General features: G+C 63.6%; 25 protein-coding genes, 1 tRNA gene and 1 pseudogene. 18 read left to right on the top strand and 9 right to left on the bottom strand.

Annotated features, from left to right (window positions below; translation table 11 throughout):
* Position 1 precedes the first annotated feature (1 nt).
* From D000_RS0105870 to D000_RS13380, 8 genes and pseudogenes are all read left to right on the top strand, one after another.
* Positions 2–820, top strand: coding sequence for a flagellar motor protein MotB (locus D000_RS0105870; RefSeq protein WP_018872610.1), 819 nt, complete (start codon positions 2–4; stop codon positions 818–820).
* Positions 821–894: 74 nt separating this feature from the next.
* Positions 895–971, top strand: a tRNA-Arg gene (locus D000_RS0105875).
* Positions 972–1,659: 688 nt separating this feature from the next.
* Positions 1,660–5,157, top strand: coding sequence for a DNA methyltransferase (locus D000_RS0105880; protein ID WP_018872611.1), 3,498 nt, complete (start codon positions 1,660–1,662; stop codon positions 5,155–5,157).
* Positions 5,154–5,924 (top strand): hypothetical protein, encoded by a 771-nt coding sequence (locus D000_RS14145; RefSeq protein WP_155999224.1) that lies wholly within the window; start codon positions 5,154–5,156, stop codon positions 5,922–5,924. The genes D000_RS0105880 and D000_RS14145 overlap by 4 nt, the downstream gene beginning before the upstream one ends.
* 237 nt (positions 5,925–6,161) lie before the next feature.
* Entirely contained in the window at positions 6,162–6,353 is a 192-nt protein-coding gene (locus D000_RS0105885; RefSeq protein WP_018872612.1) for a winged helix-turn-helix domain-containing protein, read from the top strand.
* 139 nt (positions 6,354–6,492) lie between these two features.
* Positions 6,493–7,524 (top strand): nuclease-related domain-containing protein, encoded by a 1,032-nt coding sequence (locus D000_RS0105890; protein ID WP_018872613.1) that lies wholly within the window; start codon positions 6,493–6,495, stop codon positions 7,522–7,524.
* A gap of 86 nt (positions 7,525–7,610) precedes the next feature.
* A complete protein-coding gene (locus tag D000_RS0105895) occupies positions 7,611–8,024 on the top strand; it encodes a GIY-YIG nuclease family protein (protein WP_018872614.1) in 414 nt (137 codons plus the stop codon).
* 96 nt (positions 8,025–8,120) lie between these two features.
* Positions 8,121–8,735, top strand: a pseudogene (locus D000_RS13380) (restriction endonuclease); the annotation flags it as partial.
* A gap of 197 nt (positions 8,736–8,932) precedes the next feature.
* Here the strand turns inward: D000_RS13380 and D000_RS13795 are convergent.
* Positions 8,933–9,202: a Txe/YoeB family addiction module toxin gene (locus D000_RS13795; RefSeq protein WP_081612146.1), complete on the bottom strand. Its 270-nt coding sequence runs from the start codon at positions 9,200–9,202 to the stop codon at positions 8,933–8,935.
* Complete coding sequence (locus D000_RS0105905) at positions 9,177–9,455, bottom strand: type II toxin-antitoxin system Phd/YefM family antitoxin (RefSeq protein WP_018872616.1); 279 nt, start codon at positions 9,453–9,455, stop codon at positions 9,177–9,179. Before D000_RS0105905 ends, D000_RS13795 begins: the two co-directional genes overlap by 26 nt.
* 611 nt (positions 9,456–10,066) lie before the next feature.
* On the opposite strand from D000_RS0105905, the gene D000_RS0105910 reads away from it, so the two are divergent.
* The 3 genes from D000_RS0105910 to D000_RS14150 all read left to right on the top strand — a co-directional run bounded on the left by D000_RS0105910 (position 10,067) and on the right by D000_RS14150 (position 12,646).
* Positions 10,067–10,318 carry a hypothetical protein gene (locus tag D000_RS0105910; RefSeq protein ID WP_018872617.1) on the top strand — a complete coding sequence of 84 codons (252 nt, stop codon included), beginning with the start codon at positions 10,067–10,069 and terminating at the stop codon, positions 10,316–10,318.
* A 152-nt stretch (positions 10,319–10,470) separates the two neighbouring features.
* On the top strand, positions 10,471–11,766 hold the full coding sequence (locus D000_RS0105915; protein WP_018872618.1) for a radical SAM protein: 1,296 nt from the start codon (positions 10,471–10,473) through the stop codon (positions 11,764–11,766).
* 268 nt (positions 11,767–12,034) lie between these two features.
* Entirely contained in the window at positions 12,035–12,646 is a 612-nt protein-coding gene (locus D000_RS14150) for a hypothetical protein (protein ID WP_155999227.1), read from the top strand.
* A gap of 276 nt (positions 12,647–12,922) precedes the next feature.
* Here D000_RS14150 and D000_RS13800 read toward each other — a convergent pair whose 3' ends face one another.
* The 4 genes from D000_RS13800 to D000_RS13805 form a co-directional block, all read right to left on the bottom strand.
* A complete protein-coding gene (locus tag D000_RS13800) occupies positions 12,923–13,225 on the bottom strand; it encodes a type II toxin-antitoxin system RelE/ParE family toxin (protein WP_255349464.1) in 303 nt (100 codons plus the stop codon).
* Between the two features lie 302 nt (positions 13,226–13,527).
* The gene (locus tag D000_RS0105925) at positions 13,528–13,812 is read right to left on the bottom strand and encodes a type II toxin-antitoxin system Phd/YefM family antitoxin (RefSeq protein ID WP_018872620.1); all 285 of its coding nucleotides are present in this window, start codon (positions 13,810–13,812) and stop codon (positions 13,528–13,530) included.
* Positions 13,813–14,076: 264 nt separating this feature from the next.
* On the bottom strand, positions 14,077–14,364 hold the full coding sequence (locus tag D000_RS0105930) for a HigA family addiction module antitoxin (RefSeq protein WP_026279795.1): 288 nt from the start codon (positions 14,362–14,364) through the stop codon (positions 14,077–14,079).
* A 10-nt stretch (positions 14,365–14,374) separates the two neighbouring features.
* Positions 14,375–14,653, bottom strand: a complete 279-nt coding sequence (locus D000_RS13805) for a type II toxin-antitoxin system RelE/ParE family toxin (RefSeq protein WP_081616643.1) — start codon at positions 14,651–14,653, stop codon at positions 14,375–14,377.
* 351 nt (positions 14,654–15,004) lie between these two features.
* Between D000_RS13805 and D000_RS0105935 the strand changes: the two genes are divergently transcribed.
* The 3 genes from D000_RS0105935 (at position 15,005) to D000_RS0105945 (ending at position 15,946) form a co-directional block, all read left to right on the top strand.
* Positions 15,005–15,247, top strand: a complete 243-nt coding sequence (locus D000_RS0105935) for a type II toxin-antitoxin system Phd/YefM family antitoxin (protein ID WP_026279796.1) — start codon at positions 15,005–15,007, stop codon at positions 15,245–15,247.
* Positions 15,244–15,507: a Txe/YoeB family addiction module toxin gene (locus D000_RS0105940; RefSeq protein ID WP_018872623.1), complete on the top strand. Its 264-nt coding sequence runs from the start codon at positions 15,244–15,246 to the stop codon at positions 15,505–15,507. Before D000_RS0105935 ends, D000_RS0105940 begins: the two co-directional genes overlap by 4 nt.
* Before the next feature lie 112 nt (positions 15,508–15,619).
* Complete coding sequence (locus D000_RS0105945) at positions 15,620–15,946, top strand: hypothetical protein (protein WP_018872624.1); 327 nt, start codon at positions 15,620–15,622, stop codon at positions 15,944–15,946.
* 16 nt (positions 15,947–15,962) lie between these two features.
* On the opposite strand, the gene D000_RS0105950 is transcribed toward D000_RS0105945, so the two are convergent.
* Complete coding sequence (locus tag D000_RS0105950; RefSeq protein WP_026279797.1) at positions 15,963–16,652, bottom strand: arylesterase; 690 nt, start codon at positions 16,650–16,652, stop codon at positions 15,963–15,965.
* Between D000_RS0105950 and D000_RS0105955 the strand changes: the two genes are divergently transcribed.
* Complete coding sequence (locus tag D000_RS0105955; RefSeq protein ID WP_018872626.1) at positions 16,651–17,361, top strand: ABC transporter ATP-binding protein; 711 nt, start codon at positions 16,651–16,653, stop codon at positions 17,359–17,361. The genes D000_RS0105950 and D000_RS0105955 overlap by 2 nt on opposite strands.
* Entirely contained in the window at positions 17,358–19,874 is a 2,517-nt protein-coding gene (locus D000_RS0105960) for an ABC transporter permease (RefSeq protein ID WP_018872627.1), read from the top strand. The genes D000_RS0105955 and D000_RS0105960 overlap by 4 nt, the downstream gene beginning before the upstream one ends.
* Before the next feature lie 12 nt (positions 19,875–19,886).
* Here the strand turns inward: D000_RS0105960 and D000_RS0105965 are convergent, their stop codons facing one another.
* Together D000_RS0105965 and D000_RS0105970 are read right to left on the bottom strand one after the other, a co-directional pair.
* Positions 19,887–20,762, bottom strand: a complete 876-nt coding sequence (locus tag D000_RS0105965; protein WP_018872628.1) for an undecaprenyl-diphosphate phosphatase — start codon at positions 20,760–20,762, stop codon at positions 19,887–19,889.
* Between the two features lie 80 nt (positions 20,763–20,842).
* Positions 20,843–22,147, bottom strand: a complete 1,305-nt coding sequence (locus tag D000_RS0105970) for a methyl-accepting chemotaxis protein (RefSeq protein WP_026279798.1) — start codon at positions 22,145–22,147, stop codon at positions 20,843–20,845.
* A gap of 242 nt (positions 22,148–22,389) precedes the next feature.
* On the opposite strand from D000_RS0105970, the gene D000_RS0105975 reads away from it, so the two are divergent.
* Positions 22,390–22,827 carry an Rrf2 family transcriptional regulator gene (locus D000_RS0105975; RefSeq protein WP_018872630.1) on the top strand — a complete coding sequence of 146 codons (438 nt, stop codon included), beginning with the start codon at positions 22,390–22,392 and terminating at the stop codon, positions 22,825–22,827.
* Between the two features lie 18 nt (positions 22,828–22,845).
* On the top strand, positions 22,846–24,558 hold the full coding sequence (locus D000_RS0105980) for an ExeM/NucH family extracellular endonuclease (RefSeq protein WP_018872631.1): 1,713 nt from the start codon (positions 22,846–22,848) through the stop codon (positions 24,556–24,558).
* Positions 24,559–24,583 lie beyond the last annotated feature (25 nt).

Below are 24,583 nucleotides of genomic sequence, written 5' to 3' on the forward strand. Positions count from 1 at the left end.
CATGCCCGGACCCGCCTATTCCTCCTCCGAACGGGCCGCCCTGCAGGCGGAGATGGACGCCCACGCCGCCACACGTCCGGAGCAGGCCTTTCTCGGCTCCTACCCGGGCGAACGCCAGCGCGACGACGAACACGCCTGGATCCTCACCTATCTCGACGTCCTCACGCTGGTGATCGTCGTATTCGTGATCCTGATGACCTTCCTCGACCCGCGCGACGACCGCCCGCTGGCCAGCGCCGCGCAGCCGGTCCAGCTCGCCCACCCGGATCGACAATCCATCCTCGACCCGCTGATCGCCCCCCTGCTGGGAGACCTGGGCGATCTCGAACAGGGGCTGCAGGCACTCCCGGCGGAAGCGGAAACACCCGACTCCGAACCTGCGGGCACGGCCACCGCCCGCCTGCGCGAACAGACCCCGGAAGGCGTCGAGGTCGTCGAACACCCCGGCCGCACCGAACTGCGCATCCAGGACGAGATCCTGTTCGCCAGCGGCCAGGCCGACCTGCAACCGGCAGGCCAGGCCCTCCTCGCCCAGCTCGAACCCATGCTGGATGCTCACCACGGCGTCATCACCGTGGAAGGCCATACCGACAACATCCCCATCGCAACGGAGCGCTTCCCCTCCAACTGGGAACTCTCCTCCGCCCGCGCCAGCGGCGTCGTCCGCTACCTGCTCGACCAGGGCCTGGACGCCCCGCGCCTGCGCGCCGTCGGCCGCGCCGACACCCAACCCGTCGCCAGCAACGACACCCCCAACGGCCGCGCCGAAAACCGCCGTGTCGCCCTCATCCTCGAAGCGCCCGTCACCGACCTGCCCTGAACGTTACCGAGCCGAAAACACCTCCCCGGCCTTTGGCGAGAAACCCACCGCGCGCTTATACTCGCGTCGCATTCGTCTCCGTAGCTCAGCTGGATAGAGCAGCCCCCTCCTAAGGGGCAGGTCGCAGGTTCGAATCCTGCCGGGGACACCACCTCTCCCTTGAGTCCCCGCCACTTACAAGACATCACCCATCCGACCAGTCCGCGTCAATCCAGGCCAATCGTCCACTTCGGTGTGGCAAGAAGGTGGCCAGCGGCTGGATCTGCCGCTCAACTCCCCCACCATGGCGCGAGCACCCCGCCCCCCACTACGCGCACCACCACCAGCCCCCCCGGTGGGAGCCTGCTCGCAGGCGAAGCCCCTGCCAAAGTCAAAGCCAGCCAAACCCTTCGCCGCCAAGGCGGCTCCTACACGAGCAGAAGCCCATCACCCCATTCTGCAGCCGCACCCGGCCACCACCCCGCACTCCGCGCACAGCTACCTCACCCCTGTCGCATCACCACCACCTCGTCCCCCGCCCCGGCATCACCACCTCGCCACCGTCGCCCCCGCGCGCCTTCAGTCATCCCGGCCGCACAAGCCCCTTCGGTCACCCCGGCCGCAGCGCACCTCTTCAGTCATCCCGGCCGCCGCACGCATCTTCAGTCATCCCGGCCGCAGCGAAGCGGAGAGCCGGGATCTCCCACGCACGAACCCACCGGGCCCCATCCTGATAACGGGCCATCCCGGAAACAGCTCGCCACAGCAATCCAAAGCTCGCGCTGACCGCCGCACCCCACAGGACAACCGCCAACAGAAGCGGTAAGGTCGGACCCAGCACTCAAAAGGACCTTTGTCACATGGATGGACTCGCGGCCCGCCCGGCCCATGCCGAAGAATCCGGCCCCGCCCCCATCGCCGCGCCGGAACAGGTCGAGGCCTTCCTCGACCGCTGGCGCGACACCGGCGGCAGCGAGCGCGCCAACTACCAGCTCTTCCTCACCGAGCTGTGCGCGCTGCTGGGCCTTCCCCAGCCCGACCCGGCCAGCGACGACACCCGCGACAACGCCTACGTATTCGAACGCCGCGTCACCATCCGCAACCCGGACGGCAGCGAGAACCGCGGCTACATCGACCTCTACCGCCGCGGCTGCTTCGTGCTGGAGGCCAAGCAGACCGGCAAGGGCCTGCACACCCAGGGCTGGGACAAGGCCATGCTCGCCGCGCAGAACCAGGCCGACCAGTACGTGCGCGCCCTGCCGGAAGACGAAGGCCGCCCGCCTTTCATCGTCGTCACCGATGTCGGCCGCAGCCTCGAGCTCTACGCCGAGTTCTCCCGCTCCGGCGGCACCTACGTCCCGTACCCGGACCCCAGCCGCCACCGCATCCGCCTGGAAGACCTGCGCGACCCCGAGATCCAGCAGCGCCTGCACCACCTGTGGCTGGCGCCGGACCAGCTCGACGCCAGCAAGCACGCCGCCCGCGTCACCCGCGAGGTCAGCGCGCGCCTGGCCGAACTCGCCAAATCCCTCGAACAGCACGGTTACGATGTCGAGCGCGTGGCCCACTTCCTCAAGCGCTGCCTGTTCACCATGTTCAGCGAGGACGTCGAACTCCTTCCCAAGGGCAGCTTCACCGCCCTGCTGGAGCGCCTGCAGCAAAACCCCGAACACTTCCCCGACGCCATGCGCTCGCTGTGGGAGACGATGAACACCGGCGGCTACGAAGGCCAGCTGATGCACAAGCTGCAGCGCTTCAACGGCGGCCTGTTCCAGAACATCGACCCCATCCCGCTCAACGCCGACCAGATCAGCCTGCTCATCCAGGCCGGCAAGGCCGACTGGCGCTTCGTCGAACCCGCCATCTTCGGCACCCTGCTGGAACGCGCACTGGACCCGCGCGAACGCCACAAGCTCGGCGCCCACTACACCCCGCGCGCCTACGTGGAACGCCTGGTCATGCCCACGCTCATCGAGCCCCTGCGCGCCGAATGGAACACCGTGCAGGTCGCCGCCGAGGCCTGGCTGCAGCAGAACAAGCCCGACAAGGCCCTGGACGAACTGCACCGCTTCCATCAACGCCTGCGCGAAGTGCGCGTGCTCGACCCCGCCTGCGGCTCCGGCAACTTCCTCTACGTGGCGCTGGAACACCTCAAGCGCCTCGAAGGCGAAGTGCTCAACCTCATCCGCGACCTGAGCGCCGGCCAGGCCACCTTCGACACCGAAGGCCTCACCGTCGACCCGCACCAGTTCCTCGGGCTCGAGATCAACCCGCGCGCCGCCGCCATCGCCGAAATCGTACTGTGGATCGGCTACCTGCAATGGCACTACCGCCTGCACGGCCGCCTCAGCCTGCCCGAACCCATCCTGCGCGACTTCCACAACATCGAATGCCGCGACGCGCTGATCGACTTTGATGCCCGCGAACCCATGACCGACGACCACGGCCAGCCCGTGACCATCTGGGACGGCATCAGCTACAAGAAAAGCCCCATCACCGGCGAACTCATCCCCGACGAGACCGCCCGCACCCCCGTCTACCACTACAGCAACCCGCGCCGCACCGAATGGCCCGAAGCCGACTACATCGTCGGCAACCCGCCGTTTATCGGCGCCGCCACCATGCGCCGCGCACTGGGCGACGGCTACGTGGACGCCGTGCGCAAGGTCTTCAAGGGCATCGTCCCGGACTCCGCCGACTTCGTCATGTACTGGTGGCACATCGCCGCCGAGAAAGTCCGCAAGGGCGAGGCGCGACGCTTCGGGTTCATCACCACCAACAGCCTGCGCCAGACCTTCAACCGCCGCGTGCTCGAACCCCACCTGAACGACAGCAAGAAGCCCCTCTCACTCGCCTTCGCCATCCCCGACCACCCCTGGGTGGACAGCGCCGATGGCGCCGCCGTGCGCATTGCCATGACCGTAGGCGTACCCGGAGAGAAGTCTGGTGTCCTTAAAACGTCAACGAACGAACGCAATGCGGGAAAAGATTCGATAACAGTCAAGCTACGAAAAAAATCCGGAAAGATATACCCTGACCTGACCGTTGGTGCCGACGTATCTAACGTAGAGCGGCTTTATTCAAATAGCGGCTTAAGCAATCGCGGGATTGTTTTGATGGGCGACGGATTCGTTCTCGAACCCGAACAGGCTCGGCGCTTCCATGAGACTTCGCCTGAATACGAAACCATAGTGAAGCCGCTCATCAATGGTCGAGATGTCATGTCAAAGCCCCGCGGGGTTTTTGTTATTGACTTCTATGGCATAGATTTACACCAAGCGAAACTCATGTACCCAGACGCCTACCAGTGGGTGCGAACAAGAGTGAAGCCACACAGAGATCAAGATACCCGCAAAACCCGTCGAGAGAGGTGGTGGCTCTTTGCCGAAAATCAGCCACGAATGAGGGGAGGGATCGACGCCCTTGAGAGGTTTATCGTTACCGCGATGACTGCCAAGCACCGCCTATTCTTGACCGTGTCTAAGCCTACGCTCCCGGATCAAGGGCTAATAGTTATTTCGCTGGAACGGGAAGACCATATAGGGCTGCTCAGTAGCCGACTTCATGTCCTTTGGGCCCTTTCAACGGGCGGGCGCCTGGGGATGGGTAACGATCCCCGTTATAACAATTCCCGCTGCTTCGAGACCTTCCCCTTCCCGGAACTCGACGACCAGCAGGCCGCCACCATCGGGGACCTCGCGGAACGCATCGATGCCCACCGCAAGACGCGCCAGACCGAACACCCGGACCTCACCCTCACCGGCATGTACAACGTGCTGGAAAAACTGCGCGCCGAAGAACCGCTGACCGCCAAGGAACGCACCATCCACGAACAGGGCCTCGTCTCCCTGCTGCGGGAACTGCACGACGACCTCGACCACGCCGTCTTCGACGCCTACGGCTGGAACGACCTCGCCGACCGCCTCGTCGGTCGCCCCGGCGCCACCACCCCGCTGCCGGACAAGCCCGCCGACCAGGCCGAAGCCGAAGAAGAACTCCTCAGCCGCCTCGTCGCGCTCAACGCCGAACGCGCCGCAGAAGAAGCCCAGGGCCACATCCGCTGGCTGCGCCCCGACTACCAGGCCCCCGAAGCCACCCAGACTACCGCCACGCTGGAAGCCAAACCCGAGGCCGCCGCCGAGACCCCGACCGAACCAGCCAAAAAGCCCACCTGGCCCAAATCTATGCCCGACCAGGTCGAAGCCGTCCGCCGCCTCCTCGCCATCGGCCCCCAAACCCCCGAAGCCCTGGCCAGCCACTTCAAGCGCAAACCCACGAAATCCATCACCCAGGTCCTCGCCGCCCTCCAAATCCTCGGCCAGGCCACCACCGACAACGACCACTGGCGCCTGACATGAACGGATCGATAATCTCCGCCGTAATTGCCATTATTTCTATGGTCATCGGCTATTTTCTGCAAGTGGCATCCTATTGGGCTAAGGACTTTATTGATTCAAGAAAAATAAGAAAGTTAACCGTTGACGATCTACTTTACCCGCTTGTTAGGGTATCTGACGAGCTTGTGGGTCGGACATATCATCATGCTAAAGACGACTTCAAACGCGACGACGGGCGCCCGGAGACCGTCGATGCAGTCAGCAATCCAGATCAGCTATATGATGTCTATCTCTGGGCGCGTTTCTGGGCTCACACGAGCGCCATACGAAAAAACATCCTGTCTTACAAGCTGAGCCAGACACCGGAAGGGAAGAGCCTGTTGCGGTTCTTGGACTGTCTTGAGGCTATCAAGGTATCGATCGTACCCCGATCTTATCAACGTCTCGTAGGGGATGCTTTTTCGGACGAACTTGGTGTAAAAGAGGGTGTATCCTATTACCGGTTTACCAAAATGGTTCAAAAAGACCCATTTTTTGCCGAAACCTTAAACGGCGTGAACATGCTTTTTGTTAGAGCGTTCGAGGATAAAGAATTCAGGCACGAATTCGTTAAATATACAATCGTGATTCACGCCATGGTCGAATACCTGGATGAGGAAAAGTCGGTGTCATCTACGCGTGGCGCGCTAGCTAATAAGCTCGACCATAAGCATCGAAACGATCTCAAATATCGCATTCTCCGAAAATATACGCCCTTGAGCGGCACGCAAATCTCAAAGTACACTTGACCAAAGGTCGAAGAAACGGGGAATTAGGAAAAAACGGAGGAGAAGTCGGGAGAAAAATTTGCCCGCACACTACCTCAGCTTGGAGCCAAAGATCATCGTGATTGGGCAAATCTGCAATTTCAGGTTACCGCTATTTCGCCGCCTTGTCAACAGCAGGACAATTGACGGGGGCTGACCACGGCAACCATCTGCCAACTCACACCTGCGATTCACACCCGGACCCGAAGACGAGAGCTAATGGCTATACCCGATTTCCAGACTTTGTACCGTCCGTTGCTCGAATACGCCGCGGGAGCTGACGAACGCCGGCTGCGGGATGCGCATGACGCGCTTGCCAGTACGTTCGATCTGACCGACGAAGAGCGGGAGCAGTTGTTACCCAGTACGGCGAAGATCACGGGGTCGGACCACGGTAACCATCTGTATTGAAAACGATTAACGTCCCCCAAAAGCTTGTTCAACGCCTTAAAGCGGCCATTTCGACGTTGAAATCGGCCACTGGGGGAACCTGGCGGGAATCGTGTAGGGCGGCGACAGAGAGGCTGTACGACTCAACTCAGGAGATTCGATGATTCTTAAGGAGAAGGACGGCCCGAGCGGTCAGGATGAACGCTCAAAGGCCGGGCACCAGCAGGAACAGGATGTGGCGTTCTACCTGCGACGCGAATTTGGCGACGATGAGACCGTACGGATCATCAACGACCTGCGCATCGAGCATAACGGGGAGCGCGCGCAGATCGATCACTTGGTGGTGCACCCCTATGGGCTGGTCATCATCGAGTCAAAGAGCATCTACGGCGAGGTGAAGGTGAACGGCCATGGGGAGTGGTCCCGTAGCTACCGCGGCGACTGGTACGGCATGCCCTCCCCTGTGCGGCAGGCGGAGCTGCAAGAGGCCTTGGTCAAGGATCTCCTTCGCCAGAACGTGGAGAAGTTCCTGGGCCGACTGCTGGGCCTCCAGACCCAGATTGGCGGACGTGACTGGAGGACGCTCTGCGCCGTATCCAGCAGCGCGATCCTGCATCGCGATGAGATGCCCCGTGCGATTGCGAACCGCGTGGTGAAGAGCGAGTTCGTCGCGGACAAGGTGCGCGAGCTAGTCGGCTCACGAGCCAAGGGGCTGGTCACGGCCCGGCCGAGATTCAGCCAAAAGGAAATCGAAGGCATCGGCGACTTCCTGCTCCAGAGCCACCTCGGGCCAAGCGCGAATACTTCGGCCGTGGCCGAGCCGGCCCCGCGTGTCCAGGAGCCGCCCGTTTCCGCCAAGCCCGAGCCAGCACAAAACTCGCAGCGACCGTCGACGCCGGAACCGCAGCCCACCCAAGCCGCACCCTCACCGGCTACGAGCCCGAGTCAGGCCTCCACTCTCGCCTGCAAGAAATGCGGCGAACAAGACAAGCTGACCGGCATGTACGGCAAATACGGCTACTACGTGCGCTGCGACTCCTGCGGCACGAACACCTCAATGAAGGTCCCCTGCCCGGCCTGCCAGTCGCGCAAGGTCCGAGTGACCAAATCCGGCCCGACCTACACCAGCGCCTGCCAGGACTGCGCCCACGAGTGGGTGGTGTTTGAGCAGCCAGCCACCCCCGGCAACTAGACACGGAAACCGCACGGCATCGGCCAAGCCTGCCCCGGCAGGAACCGACATACAGCTTCCGTTAAAGGATACGACCACAATTCGCCATGAGCACCGACGAAACAGCACTCCAGAGACTGGAGCATATTGGCTTTCGACCCGCAGGGAACTGGGCGCTTGAAGACGGCAATGCCCGATGCACGCTCACAGATTGCGCCTTTGAAAGAAATATCCTGTATGCGCTAGTAGTGGACGGTGAAGTGATGTACGTCGGAAAGACCGTCCGCACCTTGAAGTCCCGGCTCTACGGCTACCAGAACCCTGGGCCAACTCAGTCAACAAACATCAAGGGCAACAAATTGATCATTGAGGCGCTACGTGCTGGAAGGGCCGTCACCGTATACGCCCTCCCGGACAATGGGTTACTTCATTACGGCGGGTTTCACGTGAACTTGGCCGCCGGCCTCGAAGACAGCCTGGTCTCCACGTTGAAACCAGCATGGAACAAGACAGGTGCATGAGCTTCAGCCGCAGACGCGGGCTGGTGGGAGACTTGGCTAATGGGCCAATGCTCCGCATGGAAACGTTAAACAAGGTGCACGATGGCTAAAACGAATATGTGGATGGTGCGTGCGGGCCAGGGAGGGCGGCAGGCCGATGAGTTTCGTGAGAAGGGCCATGTCGGCATCGGCTGGGAAGAGATAGGTGATCTGTCCGCCTTCGCGGACAAGGCATCGCTGGTACAAGAGTACCGCTCACGCTTTCCGGACTGGCCCGACGGCCGACGCCTGAGCGCGGCGAGCCAGCTGATCCGTTTTCGGGACGAGATGGCCGCAGGAGACCGGGTACTGACGTACGACTCCAGTCGCCGTATCTATCACGTTGGCACGATCACAGGGGAATATCAGCACGACACGGCAGTGCTGCCGCCCTGCGAAAACGTGCGCGCCGTGGAGTGGCAGGCGGAGCTGGATCGGGACCGTCTGTCGCTCGCTGCGCGGAATTCACTCGGGTCTACCCTCACGCTGTTCCGGCTCTCGGATGCGGTCAGGCAGGAGATCGAGGCCCTGGTGACCGGGCAAGCGACCGCACCGGTTCCCGTAGATGAGCAGGATGACGGCGAGGACGAGGAAGCCCTGCTGAAACGCTACCGTGAAGAGGCGGTGGAGATCATCAAGGATCGAGTGAGCCGTCTGGATGCCTGGGAAATGCAGAGCCTGGTGGCCGGCCTGCCATGACGGGGTCGGACCACGGTAACGCATTGTAGAAAATGGACTTTCGGGCGCTCAAAGGCGATTTGTGAGCCTTAGACCAGGGATTTTGCCCCCGAAATGGGGCCTTCACGCACTCCGGACAATCCCAGCGGCCTCGGCGTCCAGCCTTGGCTTTTGCCTGTGCGCGCCCGAGCGGAGGGATAGGTCGCCTCGATTCACAACGTGTCGTAATGGCCGCCGATCGCGAAGATATAGATGGCTTGATCGTCGAAGCGGTAGATCAGGCGATCCCGGGCGGAAAGACGGCGGGACCAGAAGCCCGAGAGGGAATGACGCAGGGGCTCTGGCTTGCCAGTACCTGTGGCCGGATCGTTTCGGAGCATTTCCTTTAGGATGCGGCGTAGGGCGCGATGCAGCTTTGGGTCGCGCTCTCGGAGCGTTTCGTAAGCGGCCCAGGTATTACCCTCGAATACCAGTGATCTCATCCATCTCCCCTTCCGTGGGACGGTAGCCTTCTCCCTTCCGATGGGTGGCAGCCGAGTCGGCGATCTGCTGCATCAAGCTGGAGTTCTGGAGGACATAGAGCGTTTCCTGCTCACGTTCCCAGTCGTCCGCGCTCATCACCACGAAGGCCTCACCCGCGCGCCGTGTGACCTTGAGCGGGGTGTGCGTGGAAACTGCTTCCTCCACGAATGCCTTCAGGTTCTCACGAAACCGGTTGACGCTAACTGTTTCCATGGTTGCCCCCAACCGTACGGTAACTCCGTACGAATATAAACCGATTGTTGGGGTGGTTCAATCGCCAGACATGGCTGGAAGCGCGGGAAACGGGGACAGATTTGTTTTTCCGCGGCAAAACCGTCATCCCGGCCGGAACGAAGCGGAGAATCGAGATCGCTGACGCTAACGCCTGCCCCGCCGCCCGAGATCCCGGATAACCGCTTTGCGGTTTCCGGGATGGCGTTCAAACGCCACGAACCGTGAGCGGAGGTCTGGTGGCGCCTAAGGCGCTTCATAACGGGGTCGGACCACAGTAACCTACTGAATTGAAGGGGATTCGCGTTCCTATAAGGCTTGTACAAAGCCTTAAACCATCCATTTTTGCGTGGAAACGGCCGCTGTGGCTCCCTGGAGGGGGTCGCGCAAGGCGACGATAGCGACCCAAAGAAGGTGGACACCCATGTTCTTCGTTGCAGGATGCCATGGCGTGTTGGCAGGAGTCGTCTATTGATTCGGCCCCGGTCAACGTCTACGCTCGACCTTGCTGGCCCGCGCGAGACTCGGAAGTCCCGGACGGGCAATCACAGCAACAACATCTTGACAGGTTAATCCAAGGAAAGGAGACCGGCATGGACGACAGTTTTGACCCGCGCAAGCAGGAAGCTTTCCAGAAGCGTTACCAGGACTTCATAGGCCAATCCATTATCGACGGACTCTTGCGTCCGGAGGTCCTCCCCGGGATTGGCGACCTCCTGCAGAACCATGGCCAGGGTGGCAACTACCGCCAAAGCGGCGGTGGCAGCTATAGCCAGAGCGGTGGCGGGGATTACTCGCAGTCCGGCGGGGGAGACTACACCCAGTCGTCGGAACTGCCTCGCTAGCCTCTCAGCCCCGTCAGTTTCCGCTGGCGGGGCGGTTCACATTCCTAACCATCCACGCACGGACACTGCCGTGCCTGCAGGTCACGCATGCAGGCTTGCGGTGGATTGCCCGTTGCGGCGTGTATGGCGTTTGCCACAGGAGGAAGCCCCACATGCAGGAAGCCTGGGTGCAATCCGAGACGACCGAAAGACGCTTCGCGGGAACCACGCTCCAGGTGGTTTTCAAACTCGTGGAGCGCTGCAACATCAACTGCTCCTACTGTTACTACTTCAACATGGGCGACAAGACCCCCTTCGACCGCCCGGTGAAGGCCACACTCGAGACTGTGGAGGCCATGGCGGACTGGATCACCCAGGGTTGCCAGGAACTTGGCTTCCGCCGCGTGCTAATCGCCTTTCATGGTGGCGAACCGATGCTGGTCAAGCCGCGAGAGTTCGAACAAATCTGCGAAACCTTCCGTCAGCGGATTGAACCGCAAGTGCCGATGGGACTCACGATCCAGACCAATGGGACCGTGCTCACCGATGAATGGTTGGCTTTGTTCCACGAATACGGGGTTCACGTGGGCCTGAGCATCGACGGCGACCACACCGCCAACGACCGTTTCCGGCTCGATCATCAGGGCCGCTCCACCTTTCTACAGGTGGAGAACAATCTCAAACGGTTTCTCGCATGGGCCGATGCGGGCAACGGACGCGGGGTGTCAACCATCTCGGTGATGGATCACCGCAACGACTACGCCGAGGTCTACCACTACCTGCGCTCCCTGGGGGTGCGGCAAATGAGCTTCCTTTTGCCTGACCGGAACCGGGATGATGGCTTCAGCGAGCCAGACGAAAGCAGCGAACGCTACGGTGAGCGCCTGGCGGAGCTGTTCCAGGCCTGGCTGGAAGAGGACGACAAGAGCATCTTCGTCCGCCAGATCAGCGAGGTCCTTCAACACCTGCAGGTCCGCGAGGACAACGACGTAGAGGGAGACCCCAGCGCGGGGGGCCGACGGGAAGGCTTCCAGGTCGTGGTGATGCACAGCGACGGCAGCGTTTCGGTGAACGATTCCTTTCTCCCGGCGCTGGACTGGTATTCCCGCACGCCCCGCTACTCCATCCACCAGCACAGCCTGCGGGAGTTCCTGGATGACCCCATTTTCGAGGACATCGAGCGCATCCAGGCTAGCGCAGCTGACGAATGTCTATCCTGTGAGTGGCGCGGCATCTGCAGGGGTGGCGACATCGAGAACCGGTACTCTGCGAAAAATGGCTTCGACAATCCCTCGATCTACTGCAAGGGCTACCACCGTTACTATGGCCACATCCGCGACACGCTGGTCCATAACGGCTATCCGGACGAGTTGATGAAAGCGAAAATCGCACGCTCCCAGAAGGAATTCCCAAACCGACACAGTCCACCCAGCGCAAGGAGTCGCGGGGCCGGACCGGGTCGGTCATAACGGGGTCAGAACACGCTAACTATCTCCACCCTAACACGGGGGTCAGACCTTGCCTTTTGCCCCCCCCCGCATCAAGGGAGAGGCGAAAGGCAAGGTCTGACCCCATGGGTGAACACGGTCCTAAAAACCGCCCCGTGCGCCATCCGACTGATTTAACCACGCTTTCTTACGCCAGGCACCCGGTTCAATATCCAATTAAACACGCGCGCACGTTCATCCAATATCCGTGCGCGCCTTCCAATCCCTGTTAGCCAAAAGGAGATTCCTGGTGATTTATCTAGAAAGGGAGGCATCTGAACTTTATTTTGAACTATCCCGATTTTACTTTCATGCTGAGAAACTCAGTTGGACCCATTACCTTGACAGAATGCTGGCACTGAAAAACATGTGTGAGCCAGACGATCCAGTCTCTGAACAAGCGAAAAGAATCCTTCTTGTGGAAGAGTGGAATAGCGAAGAGGGTTGGTCTCTCGAAAACGATGAGCGTGACGACGATTCACCTCCATCACACGTGAACAAATCAAGCGAAGATGAAGCTCATCCGGGCTTGAGAAGAGACAAAAAAGGTTACTTTCAGTTTATCTCGAGAAAGAAGGGTTTAAATGATTGGGTCTTTCATCAGTTTGACCGCGATTTTCATCCATCTATACCACATGGTCACTTCAAGGGTAAAAATCAGCCTAAATTAGACTCCTATTTGGGTTGGGTGTATCAGGGATCTAAACAAATAAAAAGACTTAAAAGAGACCTAATAGTTGATTTGTGGAATGATGAAGAATTTCGAACTTTTGCTCATATTGCAATTGAGTGGTATATGTACGAATTTCCAAGTTATAACTGGAGGGTAAGCAACCCGCTCATGTTGCCGAGGCGCAGGTAATGGCTAACAATCGCATGTTGTCGGGCTGGTTTTCCGCTGCAGAAACTCGGGGGTCTACCTTTGGATTTCAGACCTTGCTTTTTGCCCTCGGATCACCGTGGGAAACTGGGACAGATTTATTTTTCCGCGGCCAAAACGTCATCCCAGCCGGAGCGAGGCGGAGAATCGAGATCGCTGACGCTAACGCCTACCCCGCCGGCCGAGATCCCGGATAACCGCTTTGCGGTTTCCGGGATGGCGCTCGCCACGAACCGTGAGCGGAGGTCTGGTGGCGGCCTAGTTCCTGTTCGACGCTCCACCAGGGAGGTGCAGCAGGCGTTCGCTTCGCGAGACCCGGACAACCCTCACCCGATCGGGATCACGCCGGTACACGATGCGGAACGGTGGATGGACGAGCTCGCGCAGGAATGGCTGGTCAAATTCGGGAACTACCCTGCCGATGTCGGGGTGGTCGTTCAGGGCCTGGACTCGTTGGAAAATCTCTTGCACCAGCCTCTGTCCGACCTCCGGCACACCTTGTTCCGAGTACCACTCCTGCATCTGCTTGAGATCGCGCATGGCGGATTCGGCAAACGTGATCGTATGCCGGGCATACTGCTAGGGAAACACTGATTAATGTAAACGCTCGCGCTCGAGTCGCTTTTGCGTGCGAACAAGGCGCGGTGACCGCCGTGCAGTCATTCTGCACAAGGGAGCCGCAACGCCGTTCCCGCGCAAAAGCGGCCGAGCCCCTGCATTGAATGGTTGGTGGGGTTGGTACCCCATGTTCCCCGATCCTGCGTTGCGGCCCTTGCCGGTAGAACCACTACCGGCTGCGCACCGCGCCTTGTCTCGGAAAACCTGGGGTACCAACGCGAGTGTGTACATTGATCAGTGTTTCCCTATTTGAGACCGAGCTGCGCCCTGGCCTCGTCCAGCGAGACTTCCCGACCGCCCTCCAGGTCCGCCAGACCCGCCACGACGGCCCGCATGAATTCCCGCTCTTCCTCGGCCTTTTCGAAATCCGCGACCGACTGAACCACGGCAACACCCCTGCCCCGGCTAGTCAGCAGTACGGGCCGGTGAACCTCGGCCACGTGTTTCATAACCCGTCCGGGATTCGTCTTCAGGTCGGTCAGGGGGACTAGGTCTTCGGAAAATTTGATCATCACAATCCGCTCCATCATAAACCGCCGTTAGGGCGGACTATAGCACCTGTTAAAAGGGCTATTGAGAGCACCCTAGGGAGGAAGGGAGCACCCATCTTCTTCGAAGTGCCACACCGTTATCCCGGCCGGAGCGAAGCGCAGAGCCGTGACCTCTGGCGTCCGCTCCTGCCCCGGCGCCCGAGATCCCGGATAACCGCTGCGCGGTTTCCGGGATGACCATGCGTTGCATCGGGGGCATGCCCTGCATCGGTACGGGCATTGCGCCAGGGGGAAGAGCTGGATTCATTCGGCTACGAGCCTCTTTACCTTGAGGTCTTTCCGATGCTGCTCCGCATGCCAGAGCTCATATTGAGACTGCTGGTTCAGCCAGCTTTCCGCCGAGGTGTCGAACGCGATGGAAAGGCGGATGGCCATTTCAGGGCTGATCCCAGCTTTGCCGTTAAGTACGGCGCTCAGGGTTTTTCGGCTTACGCCCAGGGCTTCTGCCGCTTCGGTCACGGACAGCCCAAGGGGCTCAAGGCAAAGCTCGCGCAATACTTCACCTGGATGGGGGGGGTTGTGCATCAACATCGGCGCCACCTCAGTGGTAATCCTCGTAATCGACGATTTCGGCATCTCCATCCTTGAAGCGGAACGTCACTCTCCAGTTGCCACTGACAGAGACGGACCAGATTCCGGCACGCGCGCCCGTGAATTCGTGTAGCCGCAGGCCGGGCAGGTCCATATCTGCGGGCTGTGATGCTGCATGGAGTCGGCCCAGAATGAGTCGAAGCCTTTTTGCGTGCACCGCCTGAATCCCCGCAGCACTACCGGAGTAGAAAAACTTCGCCAATCCCTTGTGCTTGAAGCTTCGAATCATTCAGCTAATGTAACGCGTAACGTAACAGGTAACAATTACGCCTGAAAGAACACAGGCCATGAATCAAGAGAAAGAGGACACCCAGCTTCTCCCTGGCGGCAAACGGTCATCCCGGCCGGAGCGAAGCGGAGAGCCGGGATCTCCGGCGTCCGCTCCTGCCCCGGCGCTCGAGATCCCGGATAACCGCTGCGCGGTTTCCGGGATGACCTTCCAGGCTGGGCGAAAGGGCAATTCCTGGAACGATCCGAACGGTTGCTGCGGTTGCTGGCGGTGACGGAATACACGTACGGTTTACTGGACGTACGTGAAGGCGTACTCTTGGTCGAAGACCACACACTTGCGAGGTACGCCATGACGGGAATTACGGCTACAGAGGCGCGCAGCAACCTCTACCGACTGATCGACGAAACGGCGGAATCCCATGAGCCGATTGTGATCACCGGCAAACGGAACAACGCAGTCCTGCTATCCGAGTCGGACTGGTCGGCCATTCAGGAGACCCTGTACCTGCTATCGGTGCCAGGCATGCGGGAGTCGATCCGCGAGGGAATGGAGACCCCGGCGGATGAATGCCACGAGGAGCTGGATTGGTGACATGGAAGTTGGTCTACACCCGACAGGCTCAGAAGGATGCGAAGAAGCTGGCGGCCAGCGGCCTGAAGCCGAAGGCACAGGAACTGCTGACGCTGATCGCCGAAGACCCGTATCGAAAACTTCCACCTCTCGAGAGGCTGGTGGGTGATCTCTCCGGCGCGTACTCGCGGCGCATCAATATTCAGCGCCGGCTTGTGTACCAGGTGCTTGAAGACGAGAGAGTGGTCAAGGTGATTCGTTTATGGAGCCACTACGAGTAACCCGGCTACACGATCCCGGATAACCGCTACGCGGTTTCCGGTATGAGAGGTGTGGCGTTGGGGGCCGTGCGCAGTGCTGGCGCCGCGCACGTATCGGCCGTAAGGTAGGCGGATGGATCTGCTGACGACCGAACAGTCCAGCCGCATGATCGACGTCCTCGCCCCCCTGATCGGGATTCAGGGCGAGGTGGACGGCTGCATGGTGGAGCTGGTCGAGGTCCTGGACGAGGGCCCGCGCGGGCTCCCCGGCGTGGCATTGATGGAGATGGGTTCGGACCGTGCGATCCAGGCGAACCAGTATGGCAATCCGCTGTGCCGGCATTCCCGCATCCGCACCCTGGCCATCCTCTCGGAGATCGAGCGCGACCTGCATCCGGTATTGCGCCACCTGCTGCCGGACGACGTGGTGGACGAGCTGCGCAGCCTGCTCAGCCGCTGACACCGGCGGGTCGTTTTCAGTTCGCGGCCGATTGCCGCGCGTTCGTACAGGCCTCCACGCCCTCGATCATCGGTTCCAGGTGCGGCCAGATCGCGTCCAGCAGACGCGGCTGGGCGCGTTCGCTGGGATGAATCCCATCGTCCATCAGCATGCCGTCCTCCAGCACGAAGTCATCCAGGAATCCGGGTTCGAAGACCAGGCCGCGCGCCTGCGCGAGGTCGGCATACACACCCTCGAAGCGTTCGGTATAGCGGCGCCCGTAGTTGGGTGGTATGCGCACGCCCAGCAGCAGCGGCTCGGCCCCCGCCTCGCGGATCGCATCGACCATGGCCTCCAGGTTTTCGCGCATGGCCTGCGGTGGCAGCCCGCGCAGGCCGTCGTTGCCACCCAGCGCCAGGATCACCAGAATCGGCTCCTCCCGCTCCAGCACCTGCGGGAGACGGCTGAGCCCGCCGGCCGTGGTCTCGCCGCTGATCGATACGTTCACCACCTCCCAATGGGCGTCGCGATCTTCCAGCCGCGCCTCCAGCAAGGCCGGCCAGCCGGAGGCATCGGGCATGCCGTAGGCGGCGCTGAGGGAGTCGCCGTACACCAGGATGCGCAGTGGCGATTGCGCCGGATTTTCTCCCGCCGGGGAATTTGCGAGCGCGCAGGGACTCCATAGCAACGCAATCAAGCCGATTACGACCAACGGAACACGGAACATGGATACAACCTCGTCGTATGTACTGCAGGCCCGCGACCTCGAGCAGCGAATCAATGGACCCAGCGGCCGGCTGGATATCCTGCGCGGCATCTCGCTTGCGGTCCAGGCCGGCGAGACGGTCGCGATCCTTGGCGCTTCCGGATCGGGAAAATCCACCCTGCTCGGCCTCCTGGCAGGTCTGGACGCCCCAAGTGCCGGAGAAGTTCGATTGCTCGGGCAGGCCATCAGCCAGCTGGACGAGGACGGCCGCGCGGCCCTGCGCGCCGGGCGCGTCGGGTTTGTGTTTCAGTCCTTCCAGCTGTTGCCGGCGCTGACGGCGCTTGAAAACACGCTGCTGCCGCTGGAGCTCAACCCGGCCCACGCCGAGACCAGTCAGGCGGAGCTGAACCGGCGCGCGAACCAGGCCCTGGAACGGGTCGGCCTTGGGCCGCGCGCGGCCCACTACCCGCACCAGCTCTCGGGCGGCGAACAGCAGCGCGTGGCCATCGCGCGCGCCATTGTGGACCACCCCGCCATCCTGTTCGCGGACGAGCCCACCGGCAACCTGGATGGCCGCACCGGCCATCGCATTATTGAGCTGCTGTTCGGGCTGGCGCGCGATCCCGGCGAGCATGCCCCGGCGACGGCCCTGGTGCTGGTGACCCACGACCCCGAGCTGGCCGCGCAGTGTGACCGCGTGATCTCCATACAGGACGGTGTGCTCGCATGAGCCGTTCGCATCGGCGCAGCCGCCTGAGCGGCTTCCTGCGCGGTACCTGGCGCGAATGGCGTTCCGCGGAGCTGCGCGTCCTCGCCGCAGCACTGGTGGTCGCCGTGGCTGCCGTTGCGGCGGTGGGCTTTTTCACCGACCGCGTCGATCGCGGCATGGCTCAGCAGGCCACCGCCCTGCTCGGCGGCGACCTGGCCGTGGTCAGCGACAACCCGCTCCCGAAGGCCTGGTCGGACGAGGCCGCCACACTCGGGCTGCAGACGGTACGCACCGCCTCGCTGCCCAGCGTGGTGTTCAGCCCGGCAGACGAATCGCGCCTGGCGGCACTGCGGGCGGTCGAGCCGGGCTGGCCGCTGCATGGCGAGGCCCGCACCCGCCCCTCGCGGGACGCCGCGGAGGCGCCACGCGAGCGCGGGCCGGAATCCGGCACGGCCTGGCTGGAGGCACCCCTGCTGGAGGCGCTCGATCTGGAGGTTGGCGACCACATCGAGGTGGGTGATCTGGACCTGGAGGTGGCCGCGATCATCAGCCACGAGCCGGATCGCGGGTCCAACCTGCTGGATATCGCGCCGCGGCTGATGCTGGCCTTTGAAGATCTCGACGCCAGCGGCCTGATCGGCCCCGGCAGCCGGGTGCGCTACGAATTCTTTGCGGCGGGTGCCAGTGCCGATGTCGCCCGCTTTCGCGACTGGCTCGAGGGCGAGCTGGAATCCGGCCAGCGCCTGCTGGGCCTGGAGGATGCCAACCCCGAGCTGCGCACCGCCATCGAACGCGCGGAACGCTTTCTCGGCCTGGCCTCGTTGATGGCGGTGCTGCTGGCGGGTGCTGCAATCGCGGTGGCCGCGCATCACTTCGCGCAGCGCAGGGCCGACCCCGCCGCCGTGATGCGGGCACTGGGCGCAAGCGGCCGCCGCGTGCTGCTGACGTACTTCGGCCGCGTGCTGCTGGTGGCCCTGATCGCCAGTGCCATCGGCCTTGCAATCGGCTACTCCGCCCAGTTCGTGCTGGCCTCCATGCTGGGCGAGTGGCTGGCCGGCGATCTGCCGCCACCCGGCGCGCGCCCGGCCGTGGCCGGGATCGGCGTGGGCCTGGTCACCGCCGTGGGCTTTGCCCTGCCCGCGCTGTTGCGCATCGGGCAGGTCTCGCCCCTGCGCGTGCTGCGGCGCGATCTCGGCCTGCCGCCGACCTCGGTGTGGCTGTCCGGCCTGCTCGCGCTGCTGGCCTTCGGCGGCCTGCTGTACTGGCAGGCCGCCGACCCCGGACTGGCCGCCTGGGTGCTGCTGGGGACGGCCATTGCCATCAGCGTGCTGGCGCTGCTCGGCATGGGGCTGGTCTGGGCCCTGCGGCCCCTGCGCAACCACGGTGGCATGGCGCTGCGTTTCGGCCTGGCCAATCTCTCGCGGCGCGGGGGGCTCAGCGCGGTGCAGCTGGTGGCGTTCAGCGTCGGCATCCTGGCCCTGCTGCTGCTGGCCATTGTGCGCGTGGATCTCCTGAACGCCTGGGATGCGAGCATCCCGGAGGACGCCCCGAACCAGTTCTTCATCAACATCCAGCCCGGTCAGGAGACCACCTTTGCCGATCGGGTGGAGGCCGCGGGACTGGAACGCCCGCAACTGGATCCGATGATTCGTGGCCGCCTGATCGAGATCAATGGCGAACGCGTACACCCGGACGACTTCGCCGATGATCGCGACCGCCGCCTGGTGGATCGCGAGTTCAATCTGTCCTACGCCGAGGAGCCACCGGGACACAACCGCATCGTCGCCGGGCACTGGTTCGGCGAGGGCGAGCAGGACGCGGACACCGGCTGGTCCGTCGAGGCCGGCCTGATGGAACGCTTCGACCTGTCCCTGGGCGACACACTGACCTTCCGTGTCGGTGGCCAGGCGGTGCAAAGCCCGATCACCAGCGTGCGCGAGGTGGACTGGGACAGCTTCCGCGTCAACTTCTTCGTGATCGGGCCGCCGGCACTGCTGGACGAGCAGCCACGCACATTCATCACCGCCATGCATGTGCCCGAGGCGCAGCGCTCCGCACAGAACCAGTGGCTGCGTGAATTCCCCGCGGTCTCGGCCATTGATGTCAGCGCGATTCTGGTGCAGGTGCGCGAGGTGATGGATCAGGCCACCCGGGCGGTGGAATACGTGTTCCTGTTCACCCTGGTCGCAGGCCTGACGGTGCTGTACGCGGCCGTCCAGGCCACACGCGACGTGCGCCGCCGCGAGGCGGCGCTGCTGCGGGCCCTGGGGGCACGGCGCGAACACATCCGCAACGGCCTGCTGGCGGAGTTCGGCACGCTCGGGCTGCTCGCGGGGCTGCTGGCGGCAATCATTGCCACCGCGGTGGGGGCACTGCTTGCATGGCAGGTGTTCGAGTTCGACTACCGCCTGAATCCGTGGACCTTTGTCTACGGCGTTGGCGGCGGCACGCTGGGTATCGCCGTGGCCGGCTGGCTGGGCACGCGACAGGTGCTGAACCAGGCGCCGCTGGCGGTACTGCGCGGGCCGGAATGATCCGGCCCGGGCTCAGCCGTACATGATGTCGACGTCGAGGAAGCCGAACAGCACCAGGATGGCCAGCGCCCAGAGGTAGAACGAAAACACCTTGAGATTGGCGCGGTAGAGGAAGAACAGCACCATCTTCAGCGACACCACCCCGACCACGGCGGAGACGACAAACCCGACCGCGAGCACGACCCAGTCGAGATCGCCCAGCCCGTCGCCGTTGAGCACGTCCAGCGATTGAACCGCCGTCGCGGCCAGGATGGTCGGGATCGCGAGGAAGAAGCTGTATTCCGCCGCCCAGCGCCGCTTGAGGCCGGTAAACAGCGCAAACACGATGGTCATGCCGCTGCGCGAGAGCCCCGGGACCAGGGCGAAGCCCTGCGCTACGCCGATCACCGTCGCGATCTTCGGGCTCAACTGGCGCAGCCCCAACGGGCGCCGCTGCAGCCGGTCCGTCCACCACAGCAGGACCCCGGTCAGGGTCAGGGTCCCGGCAATCAGGGTCGGGTGCGCGAAGACGTGCTCGAAACTGGCCTTCAGCGTAAAACCGACCACCGCCGTCGCGAACACCGACAGCCCGCACAGCAGGGCCAGGCGCAGGAACAGCATCTCGCGCCCGGCACTCCCGCGTGCCGATGCCCACTGCCAGCTCTCGCGCACGATACCGCCGCTCAGGCGGGTCAGGCTCTGGCGAAACACGTACACGATCGAGACCAGGGTGCCCACGTGGACCACCAGGTCGAACAGGATCATCTCGGGGCTTTCCGGCGGAGGCAGCGGCTCGCCCTGCCGGATCAGCCAGTGCTGTGTCAGCACCAGGTGCGCCGTCGAACTCACGGGCAGGAACATGAAAATGCCCTGCACGATCCCGAGCAGGGTGGCGACCCATATTGTCATTGCAGGCGCGGCTCCGTGTCCTCAGGCGGGCCGCAGTATACGGAAATCCTCGCGCCCCCGCCGCGCCGGCGGGCCTCCGGTCAGACGCGAAACTGCGTGGTCAGCCCGCGCAGCCGTTCCACTCGGCCCACCAGGGCATCGGTCTCGCTCGCGGTCGCCTCGGCGTTCGCCGCGGTCACCTCCGCGCCCTGACTGACCTCGGTCAGCGTGCCATCCACTTCGCGCGCGACCGCCGCCTGCTGCGACACCGCGGCGGATATCTCGTTGTTCAGCCCGCGGATGCGCTCCACCGCGGACTGGATTGCCTGCAGCGCCTCGCCGGCCCGCGCCGCCTCGTCCACGCCGGACGCGCCCTTCTCGCGGCTGCGTTCCATGGCCGTGGCGGCGGTGCGCGCTCCGGCCTGCAGGCGCTCGATCATGGCCTGGATCTCGGTGGTGGAGTCCTGGGTGCGCGTGGCCAGCGTGCGCACCTCGTCCGCGACCACGGCAAACCCCCGCCCCTGCTCGCCGGCGCGGGCGGCCTCGATGGCCGCGTTCAGGGCCAGCAGGTTGGTCTGCTCGGCGATCCCGCGAATCACGTCGAGCACCGATCCGATACCCTCGGATTCCGCCTGCAGAGTTGCCACCTGTTCGTTGGCCGCGGCAATGTCGCTGGCCAGTTCGCGCATCGTCCTCACAGTCCCGTCGACCACCTGGGAACCGGTGCGCGTCTGCTCTTCGGCCTGGTCCGCCGCCTCCGAGGCGGTATGGGCGTTGCGCGCGATCTCCTCGGCCGAGGCGCTGACCTGATTCATCGCGGTGGCTACCTGGCCCAGGCGTGCCTGCTGTTGCCGCACCTCCTGGTTGGTCTCCTGCGCCACCCGGTGCAGGGTGCCGGCGGAGTCGCCGAGTTCGCCGGCATGTTCCACCATCTCCGAGACCATGGTCTGCAGGCGTTCGATAAACGCGTTGAACAGGCGCGCGAGACGGTCGATCCCGTCGTTGCGCGGGGCCTCGATGCGCTGACGCAGGTCGCCCTCGCCCTCCGAGACCTTGCGGAACTGCCCCGCGAGGCCGGCCAGCCGGCGCCGGATCATCAGCACGAAAAGCACGTAGACCACGGCGACCACGCCAATCGCGACGCCGAGCATCATCGCGTTGACCTGCCACGCCGCGAGCGTAAGCAGGCGCTCGACCTCGGCCGTGACCTCGGTCTCCAACGCGGCTGTCGTGGCATGGCCCTGCATCACGCCGGCCAGGGTGTCTTCCATGCCGGCCTTCAGCGTGGCCGTATGCCAGAACACGGCCACCGCGGCAATCAGGAAGAACATCCCGACAATCGCGCTAAGCGCGAGCGAGAAGCGCCCCGCCAGCGACAACCGACTCAAACCCCTGATCTGCTCCATCGATTTCCCCTGTGACTCGCGGTCTGTGCTGGACCGGGTTACCTTTCGCGTTAACGGCACGCGGAACGCCTACTTGAGCGGCGTTGGGGGCGCGCATCAAGCCGCGCGTCCCCGCCTTCCCAGCCCGCGAAACTCACGCCGGCCGCCGCTGCACCCTTGTGACGGCCACCGGGACCGATTACGGTATTCCGAATATTCGTTAAAGCATATCCTCGAAACCGCAAACCGGCGACCACTCCACTATGCAACTCACCCGCTATACCGATTTCTCCCTTCGTGTCCTGATGTTCCTCACCGTACAACCGCGCGATCAGCGCGTGACCGTTAGCGACATCTCCGAGCAGTTCAACATCCCGCGCAACCACCTGGTCAAGATCGTTCACCAGCTCGGGCAGAAGGGCTACATCATCACACGCCGCGGCAAGGGCGGCGGGATCTCCCTTGCCTGCGCGCCCAGCGAGATCAATGTGGGGAGCGTCGTGCGCGACATGGAACCGAACCTCAACGTCGTCGACTGCGAGAACCCCGTCTGTCCGATCCTGCCCGGCTGCCAGCTGCGCGGCGTGCTGAACGACGCCCGCGACGCCTTCATGGCGGTGCTCGACGGCTACTCGATTGCCGACGTCACCCAGGCTCCGGACTACCTCTACGAATTGCTGCATCCCGGCAAGACAGCCTGATCCCGCGAGCGCCCGGCCATGGAACGGCTACCCCGATATCATCAACGCACGCGCATCCGCCGTGCACTCTCGTGCGGCCTGGCTGCGCCGCTCCTGCTCGCGCTGCTGCTGGCCGGGCCACTTGCGGCCCGGGATGCCTGCCCCGACCCCGGCGCTCCCGTTTACAGCCTGCACGATCTGCGCAGCCAGGTCGTGGCCGAGGGCGATCCGGTGGTGGTCGAGGCGGTTACGACCGCAGCGTTCATGGAGCCCGAGGAGCTGGGTGGCTTCTATCTGCAACAGGGCGCGGGTACCGATGCGGCCGGCATCTTTGTCTATGCCCCGCGCGAGGCAGCGCTGGCACCGGCGCGGCAGGTCCAGGTCCACGGCGAACTGAACCGCCACCGCGGCCGCCTGCAGATCTCCCGCCTGCGCGGCGTGCACGACTGCGGCCCGGCCACCCTGCCACAGCCGCTGGAGCTGCGCCTGCCCGACGATGCCGCGCGGCTTGAGCAGTACACCGACCTGCTGGTGCGCCTGCCGCAGACCCTGACCGTTACCGCCAACCGCGACCTTGGCCGTTACGGCAGTCTGACCCTGGCCGCGGAGGGCCGCCTGCGCCACCCGGGGCAGACGGGTGATGCGGCGGCTGACGCGCCGTCCGCCCGTACCATCGAACTGGACGATGCCAGCTACCGCGCGAACCCCGATCCGGTGCCCTATCTCGATACGTTCGGTACCCGCCGCGCCGGGAGCACCACCACCGGCCTGACCGGGATCCTGACCCATGCCTTCGGCCGTTACCGCATCCACCCCACCGCAGCGGTGAACTGGGAGGGCGGCGAACGCCCGAACCCACCGCCAGCCCCTGCCGATACGCAGTTGCGCATCGCCACCGCGAATATGGAAAACGACTTCGTCACCCTGGGCGAACGCGGGGCCCAGACCGTCGCGGAACGCGAACGCCAGACCGCCAAGCTCGATGCCCTGTTACGCCAGCTGGATGCCGATCTGATCGGGGCGGTCGAACTGGAAAATACCGCGCAGGCACGCACGTCGCTGGTCCAGCGCCTAAATCGCGCACCCGGCTCGCGCGGCGAGTACGCGGCGCCGGCACATCCGGACGCGGGCGATGATGCGATCAAGGTGGGCCTGCTCTACCGCCCCGACCGCCTGCGCCTGCTCGAGACCCGCGCGGACGCGAACCCGATCCACGACCGTCCGCCGTTACTGGGCTGGTTCGAGGACGCCGCGGACGGGCTCCGTTTTGGCGCCGTCGTGGTCCACTTCAAGGCCAAGAGCGGCTGCCCCGACCGTGGCGACGTGGATCACGGCCAGGGCTGCTGGAACGCACGCCGCAGCGCGCAGGCACAGCGTCTGGTCGAGTGGATCGAGGCGCAACGCCAGGGGGCGTTTGCCGACACCCCGGTGCTGATCCTGGGCGATCTCAATGCCTATGCCGCGGAAGACCCGCTGACGCACCTGCGCGAGGCCGGCAAGAGGGACCTTGTGCATACCGACGCCGCCAAGGCCTATACCTATGTGTTTCGAGGCCAGGCCGGCCAGCTGGACTACCTGCTCGGCCCGCAGCACCTGCGCGGCCGGGTGCAGCGCGGCGGGAGCTGGGCGGTGAACGCGGACGAGCCCGTGTTCCTCGGCTATGACGGACGCCTGCCCGCGGACGGACCCTGGCGCGCATCCGATCACGACCCGGTCTGGGCCGATCTGCAGCGCCCGGGCGGCAGTGACTGAGGCCCTTGTCTGGATGCGCGCACGG

It is taken from the genome of Thioalkalivibrio sp. ALJ16 (assembly GCF_000377345.1).
Classification (GTDB): domain Bacteria; phylum Pseudomonadota; class Gammaproteobacteria; order Ectothiorhodospirales; family Ectothiorhodospiraceae; genus Thioalkalivibrio.